Origin of the sequence: Frigoribacterium sp. CFBP 8759 (genome assembly GCF_014841655.1) — a bacterium.
Classification (GTDB): domain Bacteria; phylum Actinomycetota; class Actinomycetes; order Actinomycetales; family Microbacteriaceae; genus Frigoribacterium.
Map to the genome: position 1 here is coordinate 500,374 of NZ_JACYUH010000002.1, position 17,361 is coordinate 517,734.

The following is a 17,361-nucleotide window of genomic DNA, read 5'->3' on the forward strand; positions in this document are numbered from 1 at the left end:
GCTCGGCGCTCACGGGGTCGTCAGGCCTCCCCGCCGGCGGTGCCGCTGGTGCCGGCCGTGACGTCGTGCAGCTGGTAACGATCGATCGCCTGCTGGACGACACCGGGGTCGACCTCGCCGCGCCGGGCCAGGGCCTGCAGGGTGCGGACGACGACCGACGGTCCGTCGATCTTGAAGAACCGGCGGGCGGCGGCCCGGGTGTCGCTGAAACCGAAGCCGTCGGCTCCGAGGGTCAGGTAGTCGCCGGGCACGTACTCGCGGATCTGGTCGGGCACGGCGGCCATGAAGTCGCTCGTGGCGATGACGGGGCCCTCGGAGTCCTTCAGCTTCTCGGTGACGTAGGGCGTCTTCGGCTCCTCGTTCGGGTGCAGGAAGTTGTGCTCCTCGACGGCCAGGCCGTCGCGGCGCAGTTCGTTCCAGCTCGTGACGCTCCAGACGTCGGCCGCGACGTTCCAGTCGTCGGCGAGCAGCTGCTGTGCCTCGAGAGCCCACGGCACACCGACGCCGGACGCCAGGAGCTGGGCGCGGGGGCCCAGGTTCTCGGCGTCCTTGAGCTTGTAGATGCCGCGCACCACACCGTCGACGTCGAGGCCCTCGGGCTCGACGGGCTGGGCCATCGGCTCGTTGTAGACGGTGATGTAGTACATGACGTTCGGGTCGGAGTGCGACGCGTTGCCGTGCTCGTCGGTGCCGTACATGCGGTCCATGCCCGACTTGACGATGTGCCCGAGCTCGTAGCCGAACGCCGGGTCGTACGAGACGACCGCGGGGTTCGTCGACGCCAGCAGCGGGGAGTGGCCGTCGGCGTGCTGGAGGCCCTCGCCGGTCAGCGTCGTGCGCCCCGCGGTGGCACCGATGATGAAGCCGCGCGCCATCTGGTCGCCGGCGGCCCACATGGCGTCGCCGGTGCGCTGGAACCCGAACATCGAGTAGAAGACGTAGACCGGGATGAGAGGTTCGCCCTGCGTCGAGTACGAGGTGCCGACGGCCGTGAAGGCCGCGAACGCGCCGGCCTCGTTGATGCCGACGTGGATGATCTGTCCCTGCGGGCTCTCCTTGTAGGCGAGCAGCAGTTCGCGGTCGACCGACGTGTAGTGCTGACCGTTCGGGTTGTAGATCTTGGACGTCGGGAAGTACGCGTCCATGCCGAAGGTGCGGGCCTCGTCGGGGATGATCGGCACGATGCGGTGGCCGAAGTCGGGCGAGCGCAGCAGGTCCTTCAGGAGGCGCGCGAAGGCCATCGTCGTGGCGACCTCCTGCTTGCCCGACCCCTTCTTGACGACGTCGTAGGTCTTCGCCTCGGGGACCGCGATCTGGGTGTACTTGGTCCGGCGCTCGGGCACGTAGCCGCCCAGCGCACGACGACGCTCCTGCATGTACTGGATCGCGTCGTCGTCCTGACCGGGGTGGTAGTACGGCGGCAGGTACGGGTTCTCGTCGAGCTGGGCGTCGCTGATCGGGATGCGGAGCTCGTCGCGGAACTGCTTGAGGTTGTCGAGCGTGAGCTTCTTCATCTGGTGGGTGGCGTTGCGCCCCTCGAAGGACGGCCCCAGGCCGTAGCCCTTGACCGTCTTGGCGAGGATGACCGTGGGCTGTCCCTTGTGCTCGGTCGCGGCCTTGAAGGCGGCGTAGACCTTGCGGTAGTCGTGGCCACCGCGCTTGAGGTTCCAGATGTCGTCGTCCGAGTAGTCCGCGACGAGTTCGAGGGCGCGCGGGTCGCGACCGAAGAAGTTGTCGCGGACGTAGCCGCCGCTCTCGGCCTTGTAGGTCTGGAAGTCGCCGTCGGGCGTGGTGTTCATGAGGTTGAGCAGTGCGCCGCTCGAGTCGTTCGCGAGCAGGGTGTCCCACTCGCGACCCCAGACGACCTTGATGACGTTCCAGCCGGCGCCGCGGAAGAACGACTCGAGTTCTTGGATGATCTTGCCGTTGCCGCGGACCGGGCCGTCGAGGCGCTGCAGGTTGCAGTTGATGACGAAGTTCAGGTTGTCGAGGCCCTCGTTGGCCGCCACCTGCAGCTGACCGCGGCTCTCGACCTCGTCCATCTCGCCGTCGCCGAGGAACGCCCAGACCTGCTGGTCGCTGGCGTCCTTGATGCCACGGTTGGTGAGGTACTTGGCGACCTGCGCCTGGTAGATCGCGTTGATCGGACCGAGGCCCATCGACACGGTCGGGAACTGCCAGAAGTCGGGCATGAGGCGCGGGTGCGGATACGAGCTGAGTCCGCCCGAGGCGTGCGACTTCTCTTGGCGGAAGCCGTCGAGCTGGTCCGTGCCCAGCCGGCCCTCGAGGTAGGCGCGGGCGTACATGCCGGGGGAGGCGTGGCCCTGGAAGAACACCTGGTCGCCGCCACCGGAGTGGTCCTGACCGCGGAAGAAGTGGTTGTTGCCGACCTCGTACAGGGCGGCCGACGAGGCGTACGTCGAGATGTGGCCACCCACCGAGACGCCGGGGCGCTGGGCGCGGTGCACCGTGATGGCGGCGTTCCAGCGGACCCACTTGCGGTAGCGGCGCTCGAGGTCTTCGTCGCCGGGGAACTCGGGCTCGTCCTCGGGGGCGATGGTGTTGACGTAGTCCGTCTTCGGCACCATCGGCACGCCCAGGTGCAGCTCGCTCGACCGGGTGAGCAGGCTCTTCATGATCTCGCGGGCACGTTCGTGACCCTGCGCCTTCACGAGAGCGTCGAGCGACTCACGCCACTCGGCGGTCTCTTCGGGATCGCGATCGGCCTTGTCGACCGTGTACGGGTCCTGATCGTTAACCGTCACCCTTGACCTCAATCATCTGTGTGGAGCAGCCGTCTCTTGGAGGGCCACCGCGTGGAGTGGACAAACAGATGTCAGGCCCGTCGTGCCCGGGTTCCGAGACGCACTCCGCCTGACCAGCCCACTCTAGTTGCCCGGACCGGGACAGGCTCGGCACGCGCTGGGAACGTCCGGCCACGCCACCGTGTGGAAACCGACGAGTGAGGCGTAGGATCGGCGATCGTGTCAGTCGCCGACCGCCCGGGTCGACGCGAAAGGAACGCACCCATGGCTTTGGAGAACGCCATCCAGGCTCCCGACTTCGACCTGCCGAACCAGTTCGGCGAGCGAGTCCGGTTGAGCGACTTCCGGGGCGTCAAGCCCGTCGCGCTGGTGTTCTTCCCCCTGGCGTTCAGCAGCACCTGCACGAAAGAGCTCTGCACCCTCCGCGACAACCTCGCGATGTTCCAGGACCACCGCGTCGAGTTGCTCGTCGTCTCCGTCGACTCCAAGGCCACGCTGCGCGCCTTCGCCGAGGAGAAGGGCTACGAATTCACCCTGCTGGCGGACTTCTGGCCGCACGGCGAGGTCTCGAAGGAGTACGGCGTCTTCCTCGAGAACAAGGGTTTCGCGACCCGCACCACCTTCCTGATCGACGTCGACGGGGTGATCCGCGAACACTTCGGCACGGAGCCCGGCCAGGAGCGCTCGCTCGCCGACTACCGCGCCGCGCTCGACCTCCTCGTCCCCGTCTCGGCCTGACGACCGCGATCACGACCGCAGGAGGCGCGGGTCCGTTCGTCCACCCGCTAACCTGTAGTCGCTCGCCCGGCTCGTCCCGGTGCGAGGGCCTTTAGCTCAGTTGGTAGAGCGCCACGTTTACACCGTGGATGTCATCGGTTCGAGCCCGGTAGGGCCCACCCTCGAAAGTCCCGATCAGGAGACTTTTGACACGCCCCAGGTACTCTGCCGCTACCTAGGCTGGCGTTCCGTGTCGGTGTGGTGTTGGTGGAGCCCCACCGCAGTCCGTAAGCATGGGCCGCGGGCGACTGTGCCCGGAGGATCCGGGTGAGGCCGTGGGGATTTGGTTCGGCCAGCGCTCAAGCCCCTGAGCCCGAGCGGATCGCTGAGCGTCAGTCGGTGACGGAGACCTGAACCACTTAAATTTCTGCTGCCCGAATGCCGGTGTTGGCGGCTACGTGAATCATTCGTGGCCGGGGCAGCCTTGGATCGACGAGGTGATCTCCTGCCGGGCCTCGTATCGTGGCCGCCCGCAAGTCGGTCGTTCATCGGGACACCTACTCGAGCTGTTCTCGGCCGGCTGGGGTCAAGTAGCTCCTGGCCTGCGGATTCGCGTATGCCTGTCCCGCAAAAATGCCCGATGAAGGGGGTATAAACGCTACAGTCCTGAGATGCTCATCGGATACGCCCGCGTCTCGACCTCGGGGCAGGATCTCGCAGCACAGCGTGACGGTCTTGCAGCACTTGGTGTTGACGATCAACACGTGCATGTTGATCACGGCTTGTCCGGGACGACTCGAGCTCGGCCAGGCCTCCGTGAGGCGCTGGCGGCGTGCCGTGCCGGCGACGTTCTCGTCGTGACCAAGCTCGACCGCCTCGCCCGCTCACTGCGCGATGCAACAGCGATCGCGGACGAGCTCACAGAGAAGGGCGTCGCCCTGAACCTCGGGGGAGCGGTCTACGACCCCACCGACCCCGTGGGCCGGCTGCTGTTCAACGTCCTCGGCATGGTGGCCGAGTTCGAGGCTGACCTGATCCGTGCCCGGACTCGTGAGGGCATGGCGATCGCCAAGGCCGCCGGCAAGCTCCGCGGCCGAAAGCCCAAGCTCACCGCCTCGCAGGAGAAGCACCTCGTGCAGCTGCACCGCACGGGCGCTCATACGACGAGTGAGATCGCGGAGCTCTTCGGTGTCGCCCGCTCGACGGTCTATCGTGCGGTTCAACGAGGGGAGCAGTCCTGATGTGGTTCCACAAGCGAGTCAGAGCGAGGACGAGACCGTTGGTCGCGGAAGACAATGCTGCTGTCGACCATGGCGGATTTATGGAAACTGAGGTGACTGATCGGGACGTGATCGCGATCCTGCTGGTCGTCGCGCTCACGCGAGAGGCCGATGAATGGTGCGGCCCTGAGCTTGCCGTCGCTTGGTTGATGGCGGGCCATGACAGCTTGAACATTCGCCTTCTTGCTGGCGAGTCCAAGAGCCTGCCTGCAAGCGAGAACCTTCGGTACCTCCTCGCGATCGGCACCGATCTAGGGTTGACCACCGACGATGACGAGGCTGGCCGGCGAACTCTCGTTGTCGAGAGTCTGCGCTTGATCGCTGGTCGCGACGAGAGGTATCTGCAGCTTTCGGAAGCTTTGCGAGGATTCAGTTTCAGATTCAGGGATGACACGTGGGTGCCTGGGGTCGAGGCCTTGCTGATCATGAGCGGTGTCGACGAGCTGCCACCAGAACAGTTGTCGGATCTCATCGCCACCGAGGCTGCCGAGTTACTTGCCACGTCCGGGCCCTTGCGTGGGTAGCGCCAGGAGCCCCTGCACGCGCCGAGGAGGGAAGGGCGGCTTTGGTGTGTCGCAGTAGACGATCGGCTTCAGGGCGGATCGCGAAACCTGCATACTCGCTCCATGAGCAATCCCGCAGGCGATTCCGGCCGTGCCGTGCGGCGGCGGCTTCGAGAGACGCTGTGCCCGGACTGCGAACACCCATGGGAAGAGCACCGGGGTTCAGCCTTTGAGGGGCCGGTGGCCTGTGGGGAGTGCAAGTACGAAGAGGACCACGGGCAGCAGGTCCGTGGTCGAGAGAAGTGCTGGAACATCGTGCCTCATGCGTTGTTCGTGCCGCCGACGGCCCGAGAGCTAGAGCGAGCAGCGCCACTCCACAGAAAAGTTCTTCTGCGATTCGGGCAGTTGATGCTGGCGGTGTTGCATCTAGTAGTGCGTTAGCCCTGACCGAGGGTGCCCGATAGACGATCGTTCAGTGGAGCGATTCTTACCTGCCGTGCCGTGCGGTGCGGTGCGGTGCGGTGCGGTGCGGTGCGGTGCGGTGCGGAGGGAGAGTAACTGCTGGCGCCTACGACTTCACTGTCACGAGGAAGTGCCTGTTGCGCTCGTCGACGAGTTCGCCCGACCACGGTGTCTCAAGGTGCCCGTCGTCCTCGTCGTCAAATCCGCGCAGGGCCACGCCGCTGGGAACGCGAAGAACTGGTGTCGAGGAACCATCCTCAGCAAGCACGAGAATGTCCACGACGCGACCGCGGACACGAGTTTCGATAGGGGAGTCGTGGTGGGTCTCGATCAACCGCACTTGTCCATCGGCGTCCCGCCAACGAAGACAGCCCAGGTCGACTACATCGTTGCGTTCGATCGCGGGGCCGCAGCATTCGTGCTCCCAATCGCCCACTTCGACTGTGACGTTCAAGGGTGCTCCTTCCGTGGCTCGTGCCTGCACGTTAGCGGAGCCGAAGCTGGTGCCCGATAGACGATCGGCTACTGGGCTGCTCTAGACCCCAGGTGACCCGGAGAACGCGTTGCTGAACGTGCCGACCAGGATGACGATGGCGATGACCACGAATATGAGACCTATGAGCAGAAACGTGGGCGGGTGGCTTTCGGAACCCACGTGAACTCCTAGTCGTTCGCGTTCACTCCTGACTCGTCTCGAAAAGGGCCGGTGAAAGATGACGAGGAGGATCCCGCCGCTGATGCCCAGCGAAGCAACGATGAGGGCTGGCACTTCTGTCGTGTTTGTCGTGTTCAGGGTCTCGCCTGCCGGGAGGAGTGCACGGCAGCTTTTCGCTCAGCGAGGTAAGAGGACCGGGCCCTGTAGGTATCTAATCGGATCTTGGGAGCGCGTTTGGACCTTGAGCGGCACTGCAGGGTGTCCGATAGCCGATCGTTCCCTGCGACGGTTGGGTCGGCAATTCGAGAGGCGGGTAGGGGGCCGCCCTGGTGCTGGCTTCATCGCTCGGCCAGGATGAGGACATGACCACGGGGCAGTGGGCACGACTGGCGGTAGTGCTTCTAGGTGCCGGCGCACTAGCGGGTTGCTCGGTGGCCACAACGAATGACGTGTTGGCTGAGGAACAGGTCAGTTCTGATGCCCTGCCGCAAGTCGAGAGTGTGGTCCTCGACGATCTGGACCCGGAGTCGGCGCGGTATCTCGGCGAAGCTGAAGGGACTCGGTATTGGGCGGCCCGGAACGCGGATGACGAGTTCTGCGTCCTCACGCAGGTTGTCGCGGGCGAACCTGATGACATGATGTCCGGCTGCAGCCCGGGCGATGGGGGCACGCTCACGATCTCCATGAGCGGAGGGCCGTCAGCTTCGTGGTCGGCCGTTGAAGATCCGACCGTGCCCGAGGGCAGCACGCTGCTCCGCGGTCACCTCGTTGTGTCGCCCCGCTGACCACACAGGCGGTCAGTCGCCTCGTGGCGGAGAACCCTGCCCGAACTCGGCTCGAATGGGCTGATTAGCGTTCGCATCGTCCATTCCCAGTGAGGCCGGCCTGTCCCGATAGACGATTTTAGGCGGGCGCCTGTCGGTGTCGGGGATCGCACGCCTGCGCCTTCTTCCCTGGTCTGCAGGGCCGACTGGCTGTGTCTTGGACTTGCCGCACTAGTCGTGGTCGGTCGCGCCCGTCGCCGCGTATCGGTGCGCAAGGGCCACGAAGGCAGTCGCGAGCTCGGGGGGCCCGGTCACCTGCATCGGTGCCTCGAAGCGGCCGTAGAAGGCGGCCAATGCGCCCCAGGACCACGAGCCCGCCTCGAGGCTGCACCGCTGGTCGTCGAGGGCCACGACCGTGCCGTCGCCGGCGAACGGGAGGACGTCTTCAGCGGGTAGTTCCAACACGACGGTGCCTCGGCACGGCCACTCGTCGACGTCGGACCCCTTGAAGCGAGCGGAGACGAACTCGTGCACGCTGCCGCCGGGCACGACACGGGGATCGTACCGGGGGCCACCGGGGACCCTCGGCTGCACACGGTCCACGCGGAACAGGCGCCAGTCGTCGCGCTCGAGATCCCATGCCACGAGGTACCAGCGGCCGTGCGACGTCACCAGGTGGTGCGGCTCGACCCGGCGGGCCTGACGAATCTGCTGCTCGCTGTCGTCGTCGCCGCGGGCGGCGTAGTCGAAGCGCAAGACCTCGCGGTCTCGGATGCTGTGGGCAAGCGTGACGAGGACGTCGAGCGAGATGTCCGCCATCGCTTCATCTCCCGGCCGGCCGACAGCGGTCACCTCGAAAGCGTCCAACCGGTCGCGCAGTCGTGAGGGCATGACCTGCCGGATCGTTCCCAGGGCGCGGATCGCCGCCTCCTCGATCCCGCCGCCGGCACCAGCTGCCACCTGCAAGGCGACGGCCACCGCGACGGTCTGGTCATCATCGAACAGCAGGGGCGGCAGCTCACTACCGGCGTCGAGCCGGTACCCGCCCTCAGGGCCCATCGTCGCGCGGATGCTGTAGCCCATCTCGCGCAGGCGGTCGACGTCCCGGCGGACCGTCCGGTCGCTGACTTCGAGACGAGATGCCAGGAGAGACCCGGGCCAGTCCCGCCGAGTCTGCAGCAACGACAGCAGGGCCAGCAGTCGCGATGTCGTCGTCATGCCGTTCAGACTAGATCCGGTCCAGGACAGGAATCGACCTATACGGCTGTAAGAGTCGAGTCGACGGCCGAGCGGGCCGACCCCCAACAAGGAGTAGCGATGACCATCCAGACGACCACCCACCTCAACTTCCGCGGCGACGCCCGTCAGGCGCTCGAGTTCTACCAGTCCGTGTTCGGCGGGCACCTCGTGGTCAACACCTACGCCGACTTCGGGATGCCGGCCGACGTGCCTGGTGCCGACAAGGTCGTCTTCGGCCTCGTCACCGCCGAGAACGGCTTCCACATCATGGGGTACGACATCCCCGGCCAGACCGAGGGCTCGATCGCCGCAGGCGGCCTGACCCGCCGCGAGAACGGGACCACCATCACCGACCAGGCTCTGTTCGTCTCGATAGGGTCCGACAGCCTCGACGAGTTGCAAGGTCACTGGGACGCACTGGTGGTCGGTGCGACCATCGTCGAACCGCTCGCCGCGTCGGCGTGGAGCGCCGGCTTCGGCATGCTCACCGACCGGTTCGGAGTCACCTGGAGCGTCAGCGTCACCGCGTAGTGCCTCTGCCGCGGCGCGAGTCCGACCTGCCCGCGCCGCGGCGCCTCTCTCCCCTCGTCACAAGCAAGCGAACGAGCAGCGGTTCCGAGGCCCTCGACCACCAGAAACGTCCGGGGCGCTGCCCGATAGCCGATCAGCTTCCGGACGCGCCCAGAAGTCAGAGGTCGAGTTCCCCGTTGTCCCTACGGCAGCTGGAATGGGGGCTGCTGCCCCCAGAACGGGTTACGCGATAGTGACGCGGATACCGTCTTCGCTTGCTACGTAGCGCTCATCTGACGTCCCTCTTTCAATCGCGAAGGATTCACCGGAAGAGAAGGGAGACAGAATGACCTCTTGCTCAAGGCCGTCTTCTTCGCGTTCCCAGATCTGATTGAGAGAGTCGTCTGCCGTGAACCCGGCATTGGTGAGGCCCTGAGCTACTTCTTCTCCCACGTTCGTTCCTTCGAGGAAGTACTGCAGAGTTGTTGGCGTTGGGCCGCCTCCCGTGCCGGAAACTGCAGCAACGGAGTCGGAGTCGTCAAGAACAATGTCAGTCGCAACGAGCAGTTGTGAGGCAAATCGCTCTTCGAAGGTGTCCCCACTGCACGCGCTCAGTCCGAAGGTGCTTGCCACGAAGGCAAGCAGGGCAACGACAAGTCGAACGCATCGAGACATGACTCCCCTTGGCTTGTGGCCTAGTTGGCAATCATGCACCACGACATCGTGTCGCCAGCCATGGACATCAATGGCTCGACCGAGCACAGCGACTCCGGTGGCAAGACCGATCAGAAGACAGGCCCAAGCGACTCGCCCCAAGAATTAATCGACATAACGTCTTTTATCGGCCCCTCGGCAGTATCTTTGCAGACCGCTTTGTGCTTAGTCGTCCGAATGGGCCTAGTTCCCTTGAGCCCGGCTGTGCGGCCTAATGACAAATCATGAATAGGATTCAGGTTGCTGGCAGCTAAAGGTTCTCAGGACCTGCTCGGGTTTCGGTTCAACGACGTGATGCAGAGACGGGTGGCGTGGTGTTCATGGGGTGGGCGAAATTCTGGGCGGTTGATCTTCACGTACACACGCCAGCGTCAGAAGACGCAAGTGACGGGGACTTTGGCAACCCCAAAGACGTCGTACGGGCTGCTCGCGCCGCCGGGCTTGATTGCATAGCCGTGACAGATCACAACACTGCTGGCTGGTGCGATGCCATGACGGACGCGGCTGAAGGCGAAAGCTTGGTCGTTCTTCCTGGCGTCGAGATCAGCACGACGGAAGGTCACCTGCTAGGGATCTGGGAAGAAGGCACGGCGAGCAGTGTCATTGAGGATGTGCTGGTTCGTATCGGAATATCTAGGGCAGACTTCGGGCGCCTTGATGTGACCTCTCACCAGGGCCTGCTGGAGACCGCCGAAGAAATTCAGAAAGCCAGCGGGATAGCCATACCCGCTCACATTGACAAAGAGAGAGGTCTGCTGGGGTTGGCGGTTAGGAATCACGCCAATGCCCTGCTGGCATCGCCAGTCTTTGCTGCGCTCGAATTCGTAAGCCAGGCAACGCCCGAGGTCGTGAAGCAACGTAGTTCAGGCAAATCGACGACGGCGTTTATCCAGAACTCGGACGCCTATGACGCAAGTCTCAATCGCCATGCCTCAAGCGGTATCGGTGTACGGCGCACCTGGATCAAAGCTGCGCGTCCCGATCTAATCGGACTTAAACACGCCCTCAACGATCCGTCCCTACGTGTGGCGCTCTCTGAGGCCCGGACCCAGTCGGATCATGCCAGGATTACGGCCGCATCTGTGAGTCAGGGATTTCTCAAGGACATCAATCTGACGTTTAGCCCCGACATGAACTGTCTTCTTGGCGGCACGGGCTCAGGCAAGTCTCTGTCGCTCGAAGTGATTCGCTTTGCTCTTAATCAGCAAGTCGATGCAGATGCCTTCCCGCAAATTCGGGATGAAGTTGATAACCGGCTTCGGGTGGCCCTAGGGCCGGACTCAGAGGTGACCGTCGACTTCGAAATATCGGGTGAAAGACACCGAGTTCAGCGTCGATACTCCGTTATTCCCGGGGCTCCGGTTGTTTTCAAGGATGTAAACGGCAACTGGTTCGAGACCGACGTACCCGTTACTCAGGTGCTCAAGGTTGCTGCCTTCTCGCAAGGCGAGGTGCTCGAGTACGCCAGGCAACCGGTCGGGCGAATGGCCCTAATCGATGCGGAACTCGATCTCGCAGATCTAGGTCTTGAAAGCGCACGAATCAAGGGCGAGCTCCACATCAATGGTGAAGCTCTGATCCGTCTTCGGGCACGAGAATATCAGTTGGTCGAAAGTGCCGCCGATGAGAAGCAGCTCACAGAGCGGATTGCGCAGCTGTCCGACCTGTTCGAGAGCGACATGGTCACCCTCCAAGCAGAGTGGACGAAGGACAAGGCCGCCGTCACCAAGCTCCTTGCGGAAATTCCAAGCGGGCCGTCCTCTACCGAAATCACGTTCCGCGTTCCAGACGCGAAGGTGATAAAGGCGAATGCCGCGCGATTTGAACGGATCCGCGCAGCAGTCGCCGACTTCGCAGGGGTTCAGGACAACGCTCGCCAGCTGCAAGAAAACGGGCTGCTTGAACTAAAGAAGGTGCTCGAACAAAGCCAGGACGACATCGGAGTTGAGTTCGACACGTTTACTGACGAGTTCGACGCGCTTCTCTCCGAAAAAGGTGGGACATCGGTGAAGTTGCTTCGCTCTGAACTTGAGACCGCGCAGACAAAGCTCGGACACTCACAAGCGGCTAGCGAGGAGCTTCGGGAAGAGGTTCGTCCTCACATCACACGCACCATGTTCGATCGAGAGCAGCTACTGAATGAACTCAAGACGGTTCGCGGTGCGATTCGAGCTATGCGACGAAGTCGAATCGATGTTCTGAACCGGAAAACGGCTGGTCACGTCAAGCTTGATATCCCGACTTCGGGTGACACAGCGGCCTACCGGGAGAAGTTGGAGGCCCTAAAGGTTGGTTCGCGGGTGCGTGAGTCAGTTCTTGATTCACTCGCCAAGTCGGTTCATCCCTTTGCGTTAGCTCGCTCCATTCTCGGGGGCGATGCCACGCTCGGCGGGCAGCTGCCAGAAGGTGTTGCTGCAACCGATGTGGCGAGACTCATCACAAATATCGACGATCGATCATCCTGGGATGAACTCCTGAGTCTTCAGATTGTGGACACGCCTGACATCCTCCGAATCAAGTTCCGTAAGCCTGAAGGGCAGGCGTACGCCGGCATTGAGGATCTCTCCCACGGTCAAAAATGCACCGCGATCCTGGTCGTTCTCCTTGCTGACGGGGACAATCCCGTCTTGGTTGATCAACCTGAGGATGCGCTTCATGCACCATGGATTGAGGACTATCTAGTCGAGCGCTTGCGAAGCCTCCGTGGGCATCGGCAGTACGTCTTCGCCACCCGCAGTCCGGGACTCGTTGTAAGCGCCGACGCTGAGCAAATAATTACGCTCCGAGCCACGGCTCAAGCTGGTGAGCTTGAGGCGTCAGGATCTCTGGAGCGTCATGACCTCAACAAGCTGGCTTTGCATCATCTTGAGGGCGGTAGGCCGCCGTTTGAGCGGCGTGCCAAAAAGCTTATTCCTTCGATGTCCTGACATGGACCTGACAAGTGAGGAAGGACTCCGCGGATGCCTACTGACACAGTCGACAACATCCGTCACAAGGGTGCAGATGGGCCAGCCCTTCTGCCTGATCTCTGAATGTTCGTTTCTAAGCAGATCCGCGTGGACCTCAGCGCCGGGCTCGTCGACGAGCTCGAAGACGCGCTTCAGCTTGAGCCGGGAGGCGCTGTGGTGCTCGTTCTTCGACTCTTCGAACCTGCGTCGGTTACTTTTGAACGGGTCGCCGTCGGTCGGCACCGAGCGGAGGTGGTACTTGAAGCCGGAGTCCGCCTTAATGTCCTCGTGGGCGGGGGTGCGGGCGGCCGATTCGGCCTGCGCGTCGAAGAACGTGACGGAGTCGCGGAGCTGCTGCAGGAAGTCGCGCTTGTGCTGCACGGTGTGGTGCGTGCCGAAGAAGTCGTCCTGCCAGCCGCGGGTGCGGCCGACCTTCTGCGGCACGAAGGTCAGGTACTGCTCGAGGAGGGTGTCGTGCGCGGCGCCGGCGGCGTGCTCGAGCTAGTCGAGGATGCGTGTGGCCTCGGTGATGCTCCTGAGGGTGACGAGGCCGACGGGGTCTGGATGCGACCGTTCAGGTCGACCTTAATCAGGCCGCCGGAGGACTCGAGGATGTCGTGGGCGTTGACCTTGATGATGCGCTCAATGACGTCGGCGACGAGGGTGTCGTTGACGGCGTCCTCACTGACGAGGCCTGCTCGGGCGACGGAGGCGAGGCGGGACCTGTCGAGGCGAGGGCGAATGGGCTGTGAGCTCGCGTCCGCGACGTCGACTTCCTTGTAGCCCTTTCGCTTCTTCGCGTCGAGGATCTTCTGGAAGCCGCTGTCGCCGGTGTGCTCGTAGTTGGTCACCCCATCGGCGCCGATGCGGCCGTACGTCTTCGACACGCGGCCGGTCTGGTCCAGTTCGAGGCTGTAGAACTTGTTCGAGTTCGCCTTCGTGTCCACCAGCACCAGCATCGCTTTTCGTGTCGTCGTCATGCCTGTCCCATGCGCGGCATGAGGTCGTCAGCTTCCGTAGATGGCGGCGCGGCGAAACGGTGTTGAGTAGGTCTCAGCGACTCGTTGTGGATAGCATCACGACTCGTGAGCACTTCGATCGATGACCTGGCGCCCCAGAACGAGTTCAAGTCGGGCGCGGAGACCATGCGCCTTACTGACGACGGTCTGGTGATGCACTTCACGGGCATGCTCACGCAGACCATTCGCAAGAAGGCCTCGCCATACGAGGTGCCTTTCGAGTCAATCGAGACCATCGACTACACGCCGTCGACGAACTGGAAGCCCGGGGTCATCACCTGGCAGCTCCTGGGGGACGACAACCCGCAGCCAAAGCCGGAGTACAACGTCAACGCGTTCATCATCCAAAACAGCGCCCGTGGGCCGAAGGCCGAGGAGATGCAGGCTGAGTGGCTAGGGCTGGCCAACCGGCTGGTGGCCCAGGTCGCGGAGGCTCGCGACGTCGACCCGAGTCTGGTCATGAGCCCCCGTTTCGGCAGAACAGCCACGGCTGAGGAAGTCGCGAGCGACAAGCTCGTCGTCAAGACGACAAAGGTCGAGGCGAAGGCCGTTGTCGTCGAAGAGAAGAAGGCTGAGAAGGCGCGCATCGCTGCCCTCACCGGGGCGAGTCAGTTCACCTTCTTCGAGATGTTCGGCACCTTGCACGTCTTCTCAAACGAGGTGTGGAAGGGCAAGCCTCACGGCCCTGGATCGGTTGGAGGTTCCCTAGCCGGCGCGATCGCCGAAGTGACTACCGAGGGCCACCTCCAGCAGCGCCTGACACTGACGCGCATGTTCGTGCTCGGCCCCATCGCGCTAGCCGCCCCGAAGCAGACAGGAAACCAGAAGTTCGTCTTGCACATCTCTGGCGGGGACTACGACATCCAGTACATCCCGTCCGGGAAGACGCCGAGCTACAACCAGCTGGCCAAGGCCGCCCAGTTCATCAACAATCAGTCGCGGAAGCTCAAGCCAGTGCTGTCTGAAGAGCCGTCGGTGGCGCCAACGGTCCTCGTCTCCTCGACGCCACGAAAAGCTGAGGCGACCCTGGCTGAGCAGCTCCGTCAGCTGGCAGCGCTTCGCGACGACGGGATCCTCACCGAGGACGAGTTCACGGCCAAGAAGACGCAGCTGCTGGGGCTGTAGACTGCCCTGTTCACGCAGTTAGCCCGTGCACGTCACGGTCGCGCGACAGCGCAGGCAGCGCCTTCGACAGGATTGCCTCGGACACGGCCTTGTCCCTGGACGCCTCGAGGGGCTGGTTGAACCGGCCGAACAGCTGGCGGAGGGTCCCGTTCGGTAAGAGCTCAGCGTTGGCGAGGAGCTCGGAGCCTCGGTAGACGCCGAGGAGGTAGGAGCGGTGGTCGACGGCGACCGCACCGTACGAGCCAATGCAGTTGTCCATGGCGTTGCCCCAGTCCTCGAGCGTCTCAGTCTCCTTCGGCGTCACGAGTCGGAGGTCAGTGCGCGGCACCACCTGACCGTCAAGGGCGGCGTAGACGGCGTCCTGCTGGATGGGCATGTTGGGCTTCTAGATGCGGAGGGCCACGCGTGCGAGGGCGGTGTCGAGCTGGGCCCAGGTGCGGGCGTCGCGGACGGTGTCGGTGATCCAGGTTGTGCTGTCAGCGCCGTGCTCCGCGTGGATGATGCCGAGGGCGAGGTGAGAGTCGGAGACGGTGACGGAGACGGGGCGGCAGTGGAAGCGAGGCCGACCTCGGGCGACGTCTGGGGCTTATCGGTGAAGGCTCCGTCGGCGGCGCGCGGGTGCTCGGACGCGACGAAGGCAGGTGCGGTGTTGGTCATGCCACCGACGTGTGCGCCGCCAGAGAGATGGCGGCCGGTGACGACCCGAACGCGTCACCGGCCACTTGCTCGACTCCGCTCCACCCGAAGGAGCGGGGAGCGCCCGGCCCCCTAGGCGCCGGGACAACTAAGCGCCCAGTCGAAGATCAGGCTTAGGGGCCCTTCACGCCGCGCCGGGCGCAGGAACGACGGTAGGCGGTGTGCTTGCTGGATGCGAACGGCCACTTGACGGTTTGGACACACCAAGGAAGCAGCCTCACGTTGGGGGGATGTGAGGCGCTCGCCCCGGTGCGCTGCAGTGACGGTAGGTAGGTGGGTGGCGTCGCTGCCGACCGGGAAGGGCACCGATCGGCGGGAAACTCGCAGTGCGAGATTGTCCGTCACCGAATTTCGACCCCCCGACAGTGGGGAGGGGTTCACGCCCATGGGCGTAGCACGGAACACCCCCGCGGTGGCGGGGAAGGGCCATGAAGCTGAGTGCCACGACCTCGCGGAAGGCTGCCAGCACGGCGTCGGTCGTCTTCTTGCGGCGCAGCACGGCGAGCTTCTCGTGGAGGTCGGTGAAAGAGTTCCAGCCGGTCAGGTTCTCGTCGGTCACGTCGTTAACGAGCAGCAGGTCACCGTCATCGCACTACCCGCCGCGGCGCCGCCTACCCACTGGCAGGTCACCAACGCTCTCATCGGCCACCTGGTCGACAGCGGGGCTACGTTCCTGCGTGAGCGCGACGAGCTCGCACCCGACACGCTGCGCCGCGGCGCCCGGGCCGCTCAGCGTCGCGTCGAACGACACGAGACCGCACGGAGCGACATCCTCGCCTCCCGCGGCTGGGTCTCCGACCGCGCCGGCATCACCCCTCGCAGCCACACCGTCAGTGACGTCACCACCGCTGAGAAGCTGAGCCGCAGGCGCAGCATCACCGGTCTCATCAGCACCAGCCCCCTCGTCAACTCCGTCCTCGAACGGATCATCGACACCGCCATCAGCGAGCAGCCGGACCTCCTCGCCAAGCCGCAGATGTTCCAGCAGCTCGAGGCCGGCACGGCCGGAGCATGCCACCGGGTCGAATCCATGGTGGCCGGCATCACCGAGGTGGACGACGACGTCGTACTCGCCATCGAAGGAGCCATGGCCGACCACCTCGAGGAGCACCTCGTCGACGACGGCTACGAGGTCGCCGCAGAGGCCTGGCGCCACATCGCCTGGTCAAGGTCGAAGCCCCGCGGCGGTCGGACCAGGCCGGTTCTCGGAGCTCGAGCTGTGGCGGTGCCCACATGACGCCCCCGAAGGCGGGCTTCCGCGCTGCTGAGGCCGCCCGCCAGGCTGAAGGCATGTCCTGGGGGAGAACCATCACGCTGTCCGTCGTCGCCATCGCGCTCACAACCACGCTCGTCAGCTGTTCGGCCGCCGCTGACACGCTTAGCGAGCTCGCCGCGGCGACCCCGACAGCTACAGCCACCCCCGACGCGCTCGAGGGGGACCTCAACGGGGATGGGAAGCTCACCACCTTCGAGACGGACTGGCTCGCGAAGACCAAGGCTGACGCTGCCGTTCGGGACTACACCCTGGCCGACGGGACCGTCATGCAGGTCGACCCGTCGCAGGCCCTTCCGGAGCAGGTACGCAACGACATCGTCGCTCAGTTCGCGGAAGACATCGCGGTCACCACGTCCACGGTCGAAGGCGGTGTGCGAGACGCACGCCGGCAGGTCATGATCGGTCGCGTCAACCAGGTGAAGGCAGCAACCGGTAGAGACGTAATGGTCGTCTACCCGTCCCTCAGCCTGAGCAGCCCCGACGCCCGCAAGACGGACACGCAGATGGTGTGGTCGAGCATGAACAGCGCGCCCGAGGACGGCAACCCCTTCGCCGGTCCTGACTACGACATCGACCGGGACGCCTATATCGCCAAGGCTACCGAGATCGCCGGAGACCAGTACGACCTCATCGTCCTCGGCTGACGCCGACATGTGAGCCCACCCTCCGGCGGGGCGTTGCGCGCCCG

General features: G+C 64.3%; 16 protein-coding genes and 1 tRNA gene. 10 read left to right on the forward strand and 7 right to left on the reverse strand.

Annotated elements, in window-relative coordinates:
• Positions 1-20: 20 nt before the first annotated feature.
• Positions 21-2,765 carry a pyruvate dehydrogenase (acetyl-transferring), homodimeric type gene (gene aceE, locus IFT79_RS07630; protein WP_192123514.1) on the reverse strand — a complete coding sequence of 915 codons (2,745 nt, stop codon included), beginning with the start codon at positions 2,763-2,765 and terminating at the stop codon, positions 21-23.
• A 264-nt stretch (positions 2,766-3,029) separates the two neighbouring features.
• On the opposite strand from aceE, the gene IFT79_RS07635 reads away from it, so the two are divergent.
• The 4 genes from IFT79_RS07635 to IFT79_RS07650 all read left to right on the forward strand — a co-directional run bounded on the left by IFT79_RS07635 (position 3,030) and on the right by IFT79_RS07650 (position 5,286).
• Positions 3,030-3,503: a peroxiredoxin gene (locus tag IFT79_RS07635; protein ID WP_159826459.1), complete on the forward strand. Its 474-nt coding sequence runs from the start codon at positions 3,030-3,032 to the stop codon at positions 3,501-3,503.
• Between the two features lie 85 nt (positions 3,504-3,588).
• Positions 3,589-3,661, forward strand: a tRNA-Val gene (locus IFT79_RS07640).
• A 492-nt stretch (positions 3,662-4,153) separates the two neighbouring features.
• Positions 4,154-4,723 (forward strand): recombinase family protein, encoded by a 570-nt coding sequence (locus IFT79_RS07645; RefSeq protein WP_192123516.1) that lies wholly within the window; start codon positions 4,154-4,156, stop codon positions 4,721-4,723.
• 38 nt (positions 4,724-4,761) lie between these two features.
• Complete coding sequence (locus IFT79_RS07650; protein WP_192123517.1) at positions 4,762-5,286, forward strand: hypothetical protein; 525 nt, start codon at positions 4,762-4,764, stop codon at positions 5,284-5,286.
• A gap of 547 nt (positions 5,287-5,833) precedes the next feature.
• On the opposite strand, the gene IFT79_RS07655 is transcribed toward IFT79_RS07650, so the two are convergent.
• Positions 5,834-6,181, reverse strand: coding sequence for a hypothetical protein (locus tag IFT79_RS07655; RefSeq protein ID WP_192123519.1), 348 nt, complete (start codon positions 6,179-6,181; stop codon positions 5,834-5,836).
• Positions 6,182-6,744: 563 nt separating this feature from the next.
• Between IFT79_RS07655 and IFT79_RS07660 the strand changes: the two genes are divergently transcribed.
• The gene (locus IFT79_RS07660) at positions 6,745-7,167 is read left to right on the forward strand and encodes a hypothetical protein (protein WP_192123521.1); all 423 of its coding nucleotides are present in this window, start codon (positions 6,745-6,747) and stop codon (positions 7,165-7,167) included.
• 210 nt (positions 7,168-7,377) lie between these two features.
• Here IFT79_RS07660 and IFT79_RS07665 read toward each other — a convergent pair whose 3' ends face one another.
• The gene (locus tag IFT79_RS07665; RefSeq protein ID WP_192123947.1) at positions 7,378-8,364 is read right to left on the reverse strand and encodes a helix-turn-helix transcriptional regulator; all 987 of its coding nucleotides are present in this window, start codon (positions 8,362-8,364) and stop codon (positions 7,378-7,380) included.
• Positions 8,365-8,463: 99 nt separating this feature from the next.
• Between IFT79_RS07665 and IFT79_RS07670 the strand changes: the two genes are divergently transcribed.
• Positions 8,464-8,916, forward strand: a complete 453-nt coding sequence (locus IFT79_RS07670) for a VOC family protein (protein ID WP_192123523.1) — start codon at positions 8,464-8,466, stop codon at positions 8,914-8,916.
• A gap of 222 nt (positions 8,917-9,138) precedes the next feature.
• Here IFT79_RS07670 and IFT79_RS07675 read toward each other — a convergent pair whose 3' ends face one another.
• Positions 9,139-9,528, reverse strand: coding sequence for a hypothetical protein (locus IFT79_RS07675; protein ID WP_192123525.1), 390 nt, complete (start codon positions 9,526-9,528; stop codon positions 9,139-9,141).
• A 401-nt stretch (positions 9,529-9,929) separates the two neighbouring features.
• Here IFT79_RS07675 and IFT79_RS07680 point away from each other — a divergent pair, with 401 nt between their 5' ends.
• Positions 9,930-12,536, forward strand: a complete 2,607-nt coding sequence (locus IFT79_RS07680; RefSeq protein WP_249407930.1) for an AAA family ATPase — start codon at positions 9,930-9,932, stop codon at positions 12,534-12,536.
• On the opposite strand, the gene IFT79_RS07685 is transcribed toward IFT79_RS07680, so the two are convergent.
• Both IFT79_RS07685 and IFT79_RS07690 read right to left on the reverse strand, forming a co-directional pair.
• Positions 12,426-13,001 (reverse strand): hypothetical protein, encoded by a 576-nt coding sequence (locus IFT79_RS07685; RefSeq protein ID WP_192123528.1) that lies wholly within the window; start codon positions 12,999-13,001, stop codon positions 12,426-12,428. The genes IFT79_RS07680 and IFT79_RS07685 overlap by 111 nt on opposite strands.
• Positions 13,002-13,006: 5 nt before the next feature.
• Positions 13,007-13,537: a WGR domain-containing protein gene (locus tag IFT79_RS07690; RefSeq protein WP_192123529.1), complete on the reverse strand. Its 531-nt coding sequence runs from the start codon at positions 13,535-13,537 to the stop codon at positions 13,007-13,009.
• 105 nt (positions 13,538-13,642) lie between these two features.
• On the opposite strand from IFT79_RS07690, the gene IFT79_RS16890 reads away from it, so the two are divergent.
• Positions 13,643-14,701 (forward strand): SHOCT domain-containing protein, encoded by a 1,059-nt coding sequence (locus tag IFT79_RS16890; RefSeq protein WP_199859515.1) that lies wholly within the window; start codon positions 13,643-13,645, stop codon positions 14,699-14,701.
• 10 nt (positions 14,702-14,711) lie between these two features.
• Here the strand turns inward: IFT79_RS16890 and IFT79_RS07700 are convergent, their stop codons facing one another.
• Positions 14,712-15,077, reverse strand: a complete 366-nt coding sequence (locus tag IFT79_RS07700) for a PcfJ domain-containing protein (protein WP_192123530.1) — start codon at positions 15,075-15,077, stop codon at positions 14,712-14,714.
• Between the two features lie 597 nt (positions 15,078-15,674).
• Here IFT79_RS07700 and IFT79_RS07705 point away from each other — a divergent pair.
• Both IFT79_RS07705 and IFT79_RS07710 read left to right on the forward strand, forming a co-directional pair.
• Positions 15,675-16,634 (forward strand): hypothetical protein, encoded by a 960-nt coding sequence (locus IFT79_RS07705; RefSeq protein WP_192123531.1) that lies wholly within the window; start codon positions 15,675-15,677, stop codon positions 16,632-16,634.
• Entirely contained in the window at positions 16,631-17,317 is a 687-nt protein-coding gene (locus tag IFT79_RS07710; protein ID WP_192123532.1) for a hypothetical protein, read from the forward strand. The genes IFT79_RS07705 and IFT79_RS07710 overlap by 4 nt, the downstream gene beginning before the upstream one ends.
• Positions 17,318-17,361 lie beyond the last annotated feature (44 nt).

Bases quoted from the DNA above. Each gene is read 5' to 3' on its own strand.
- IFT79_RS07700 (WP_192123530.1), bottom strand. From the start codon at position 15,077: ATGCCCATCCAGCAGGACGCCGTCTACGCCGCCCTTGACGGTCAGGTG.
- IFT79_RS07690 (WP_192123529.1), bottom strand. From the start codon at position 13,537: ATGACGACGACACGAAAAGCGATGCTGGTGCTGGTGGACACGAAGGCG.
- IFT79_RS07645 (WP_192123516.1), top strand. From the start codon at position 4,154: ATGCTCATCGGATACGCCCGCGTCTCGACCTCGGGGCAGGATCTCGCA.
- IFT79_RS07660 (WP_192123521.1), top strand. From the start codon at position 6,745: ATGACCACGGGGCAGTGGGCACGACTGGCGGTAGTGCTTCTAGGTGCC.
- IFT79_RS07670 (WP_192123523.1), top strand. From the start codon at position 8,464: ATGACCATCCAGACGACCACCCACCTCAACTTCCGCGGCGACGCCCGT.
- IFT79_RS07635 (WP_159826459.1), top strand. From the start codon at position 3,030: ATGGCTTTGGAGAACGCCATCCAGGCTCCCGACTTCGACCTGCCGAAC.
- IFT79_RS07680 (WP_249407930.1), top strand. From the start codon at position 9,930: ATGGGGTGGGCGAAATTCTGGGCGGTTGATCTTCACGTACACACGCCA.
- IFT79_RS07710 (WP_192123532.1), top strand. From the start codon at position 16,631: ATGACGCCCCCGAAGGCGGGCTTCCGCGCTGCTGAGGCCGCCCGCCAG.
- IFT79_RS07665 (WP_192123947.1), bottom strand. From the start codon at position 8,364: ATGACGACGACATCGCGACTGCTGGCCCTGCTGTCGTTGCTGCAGACT.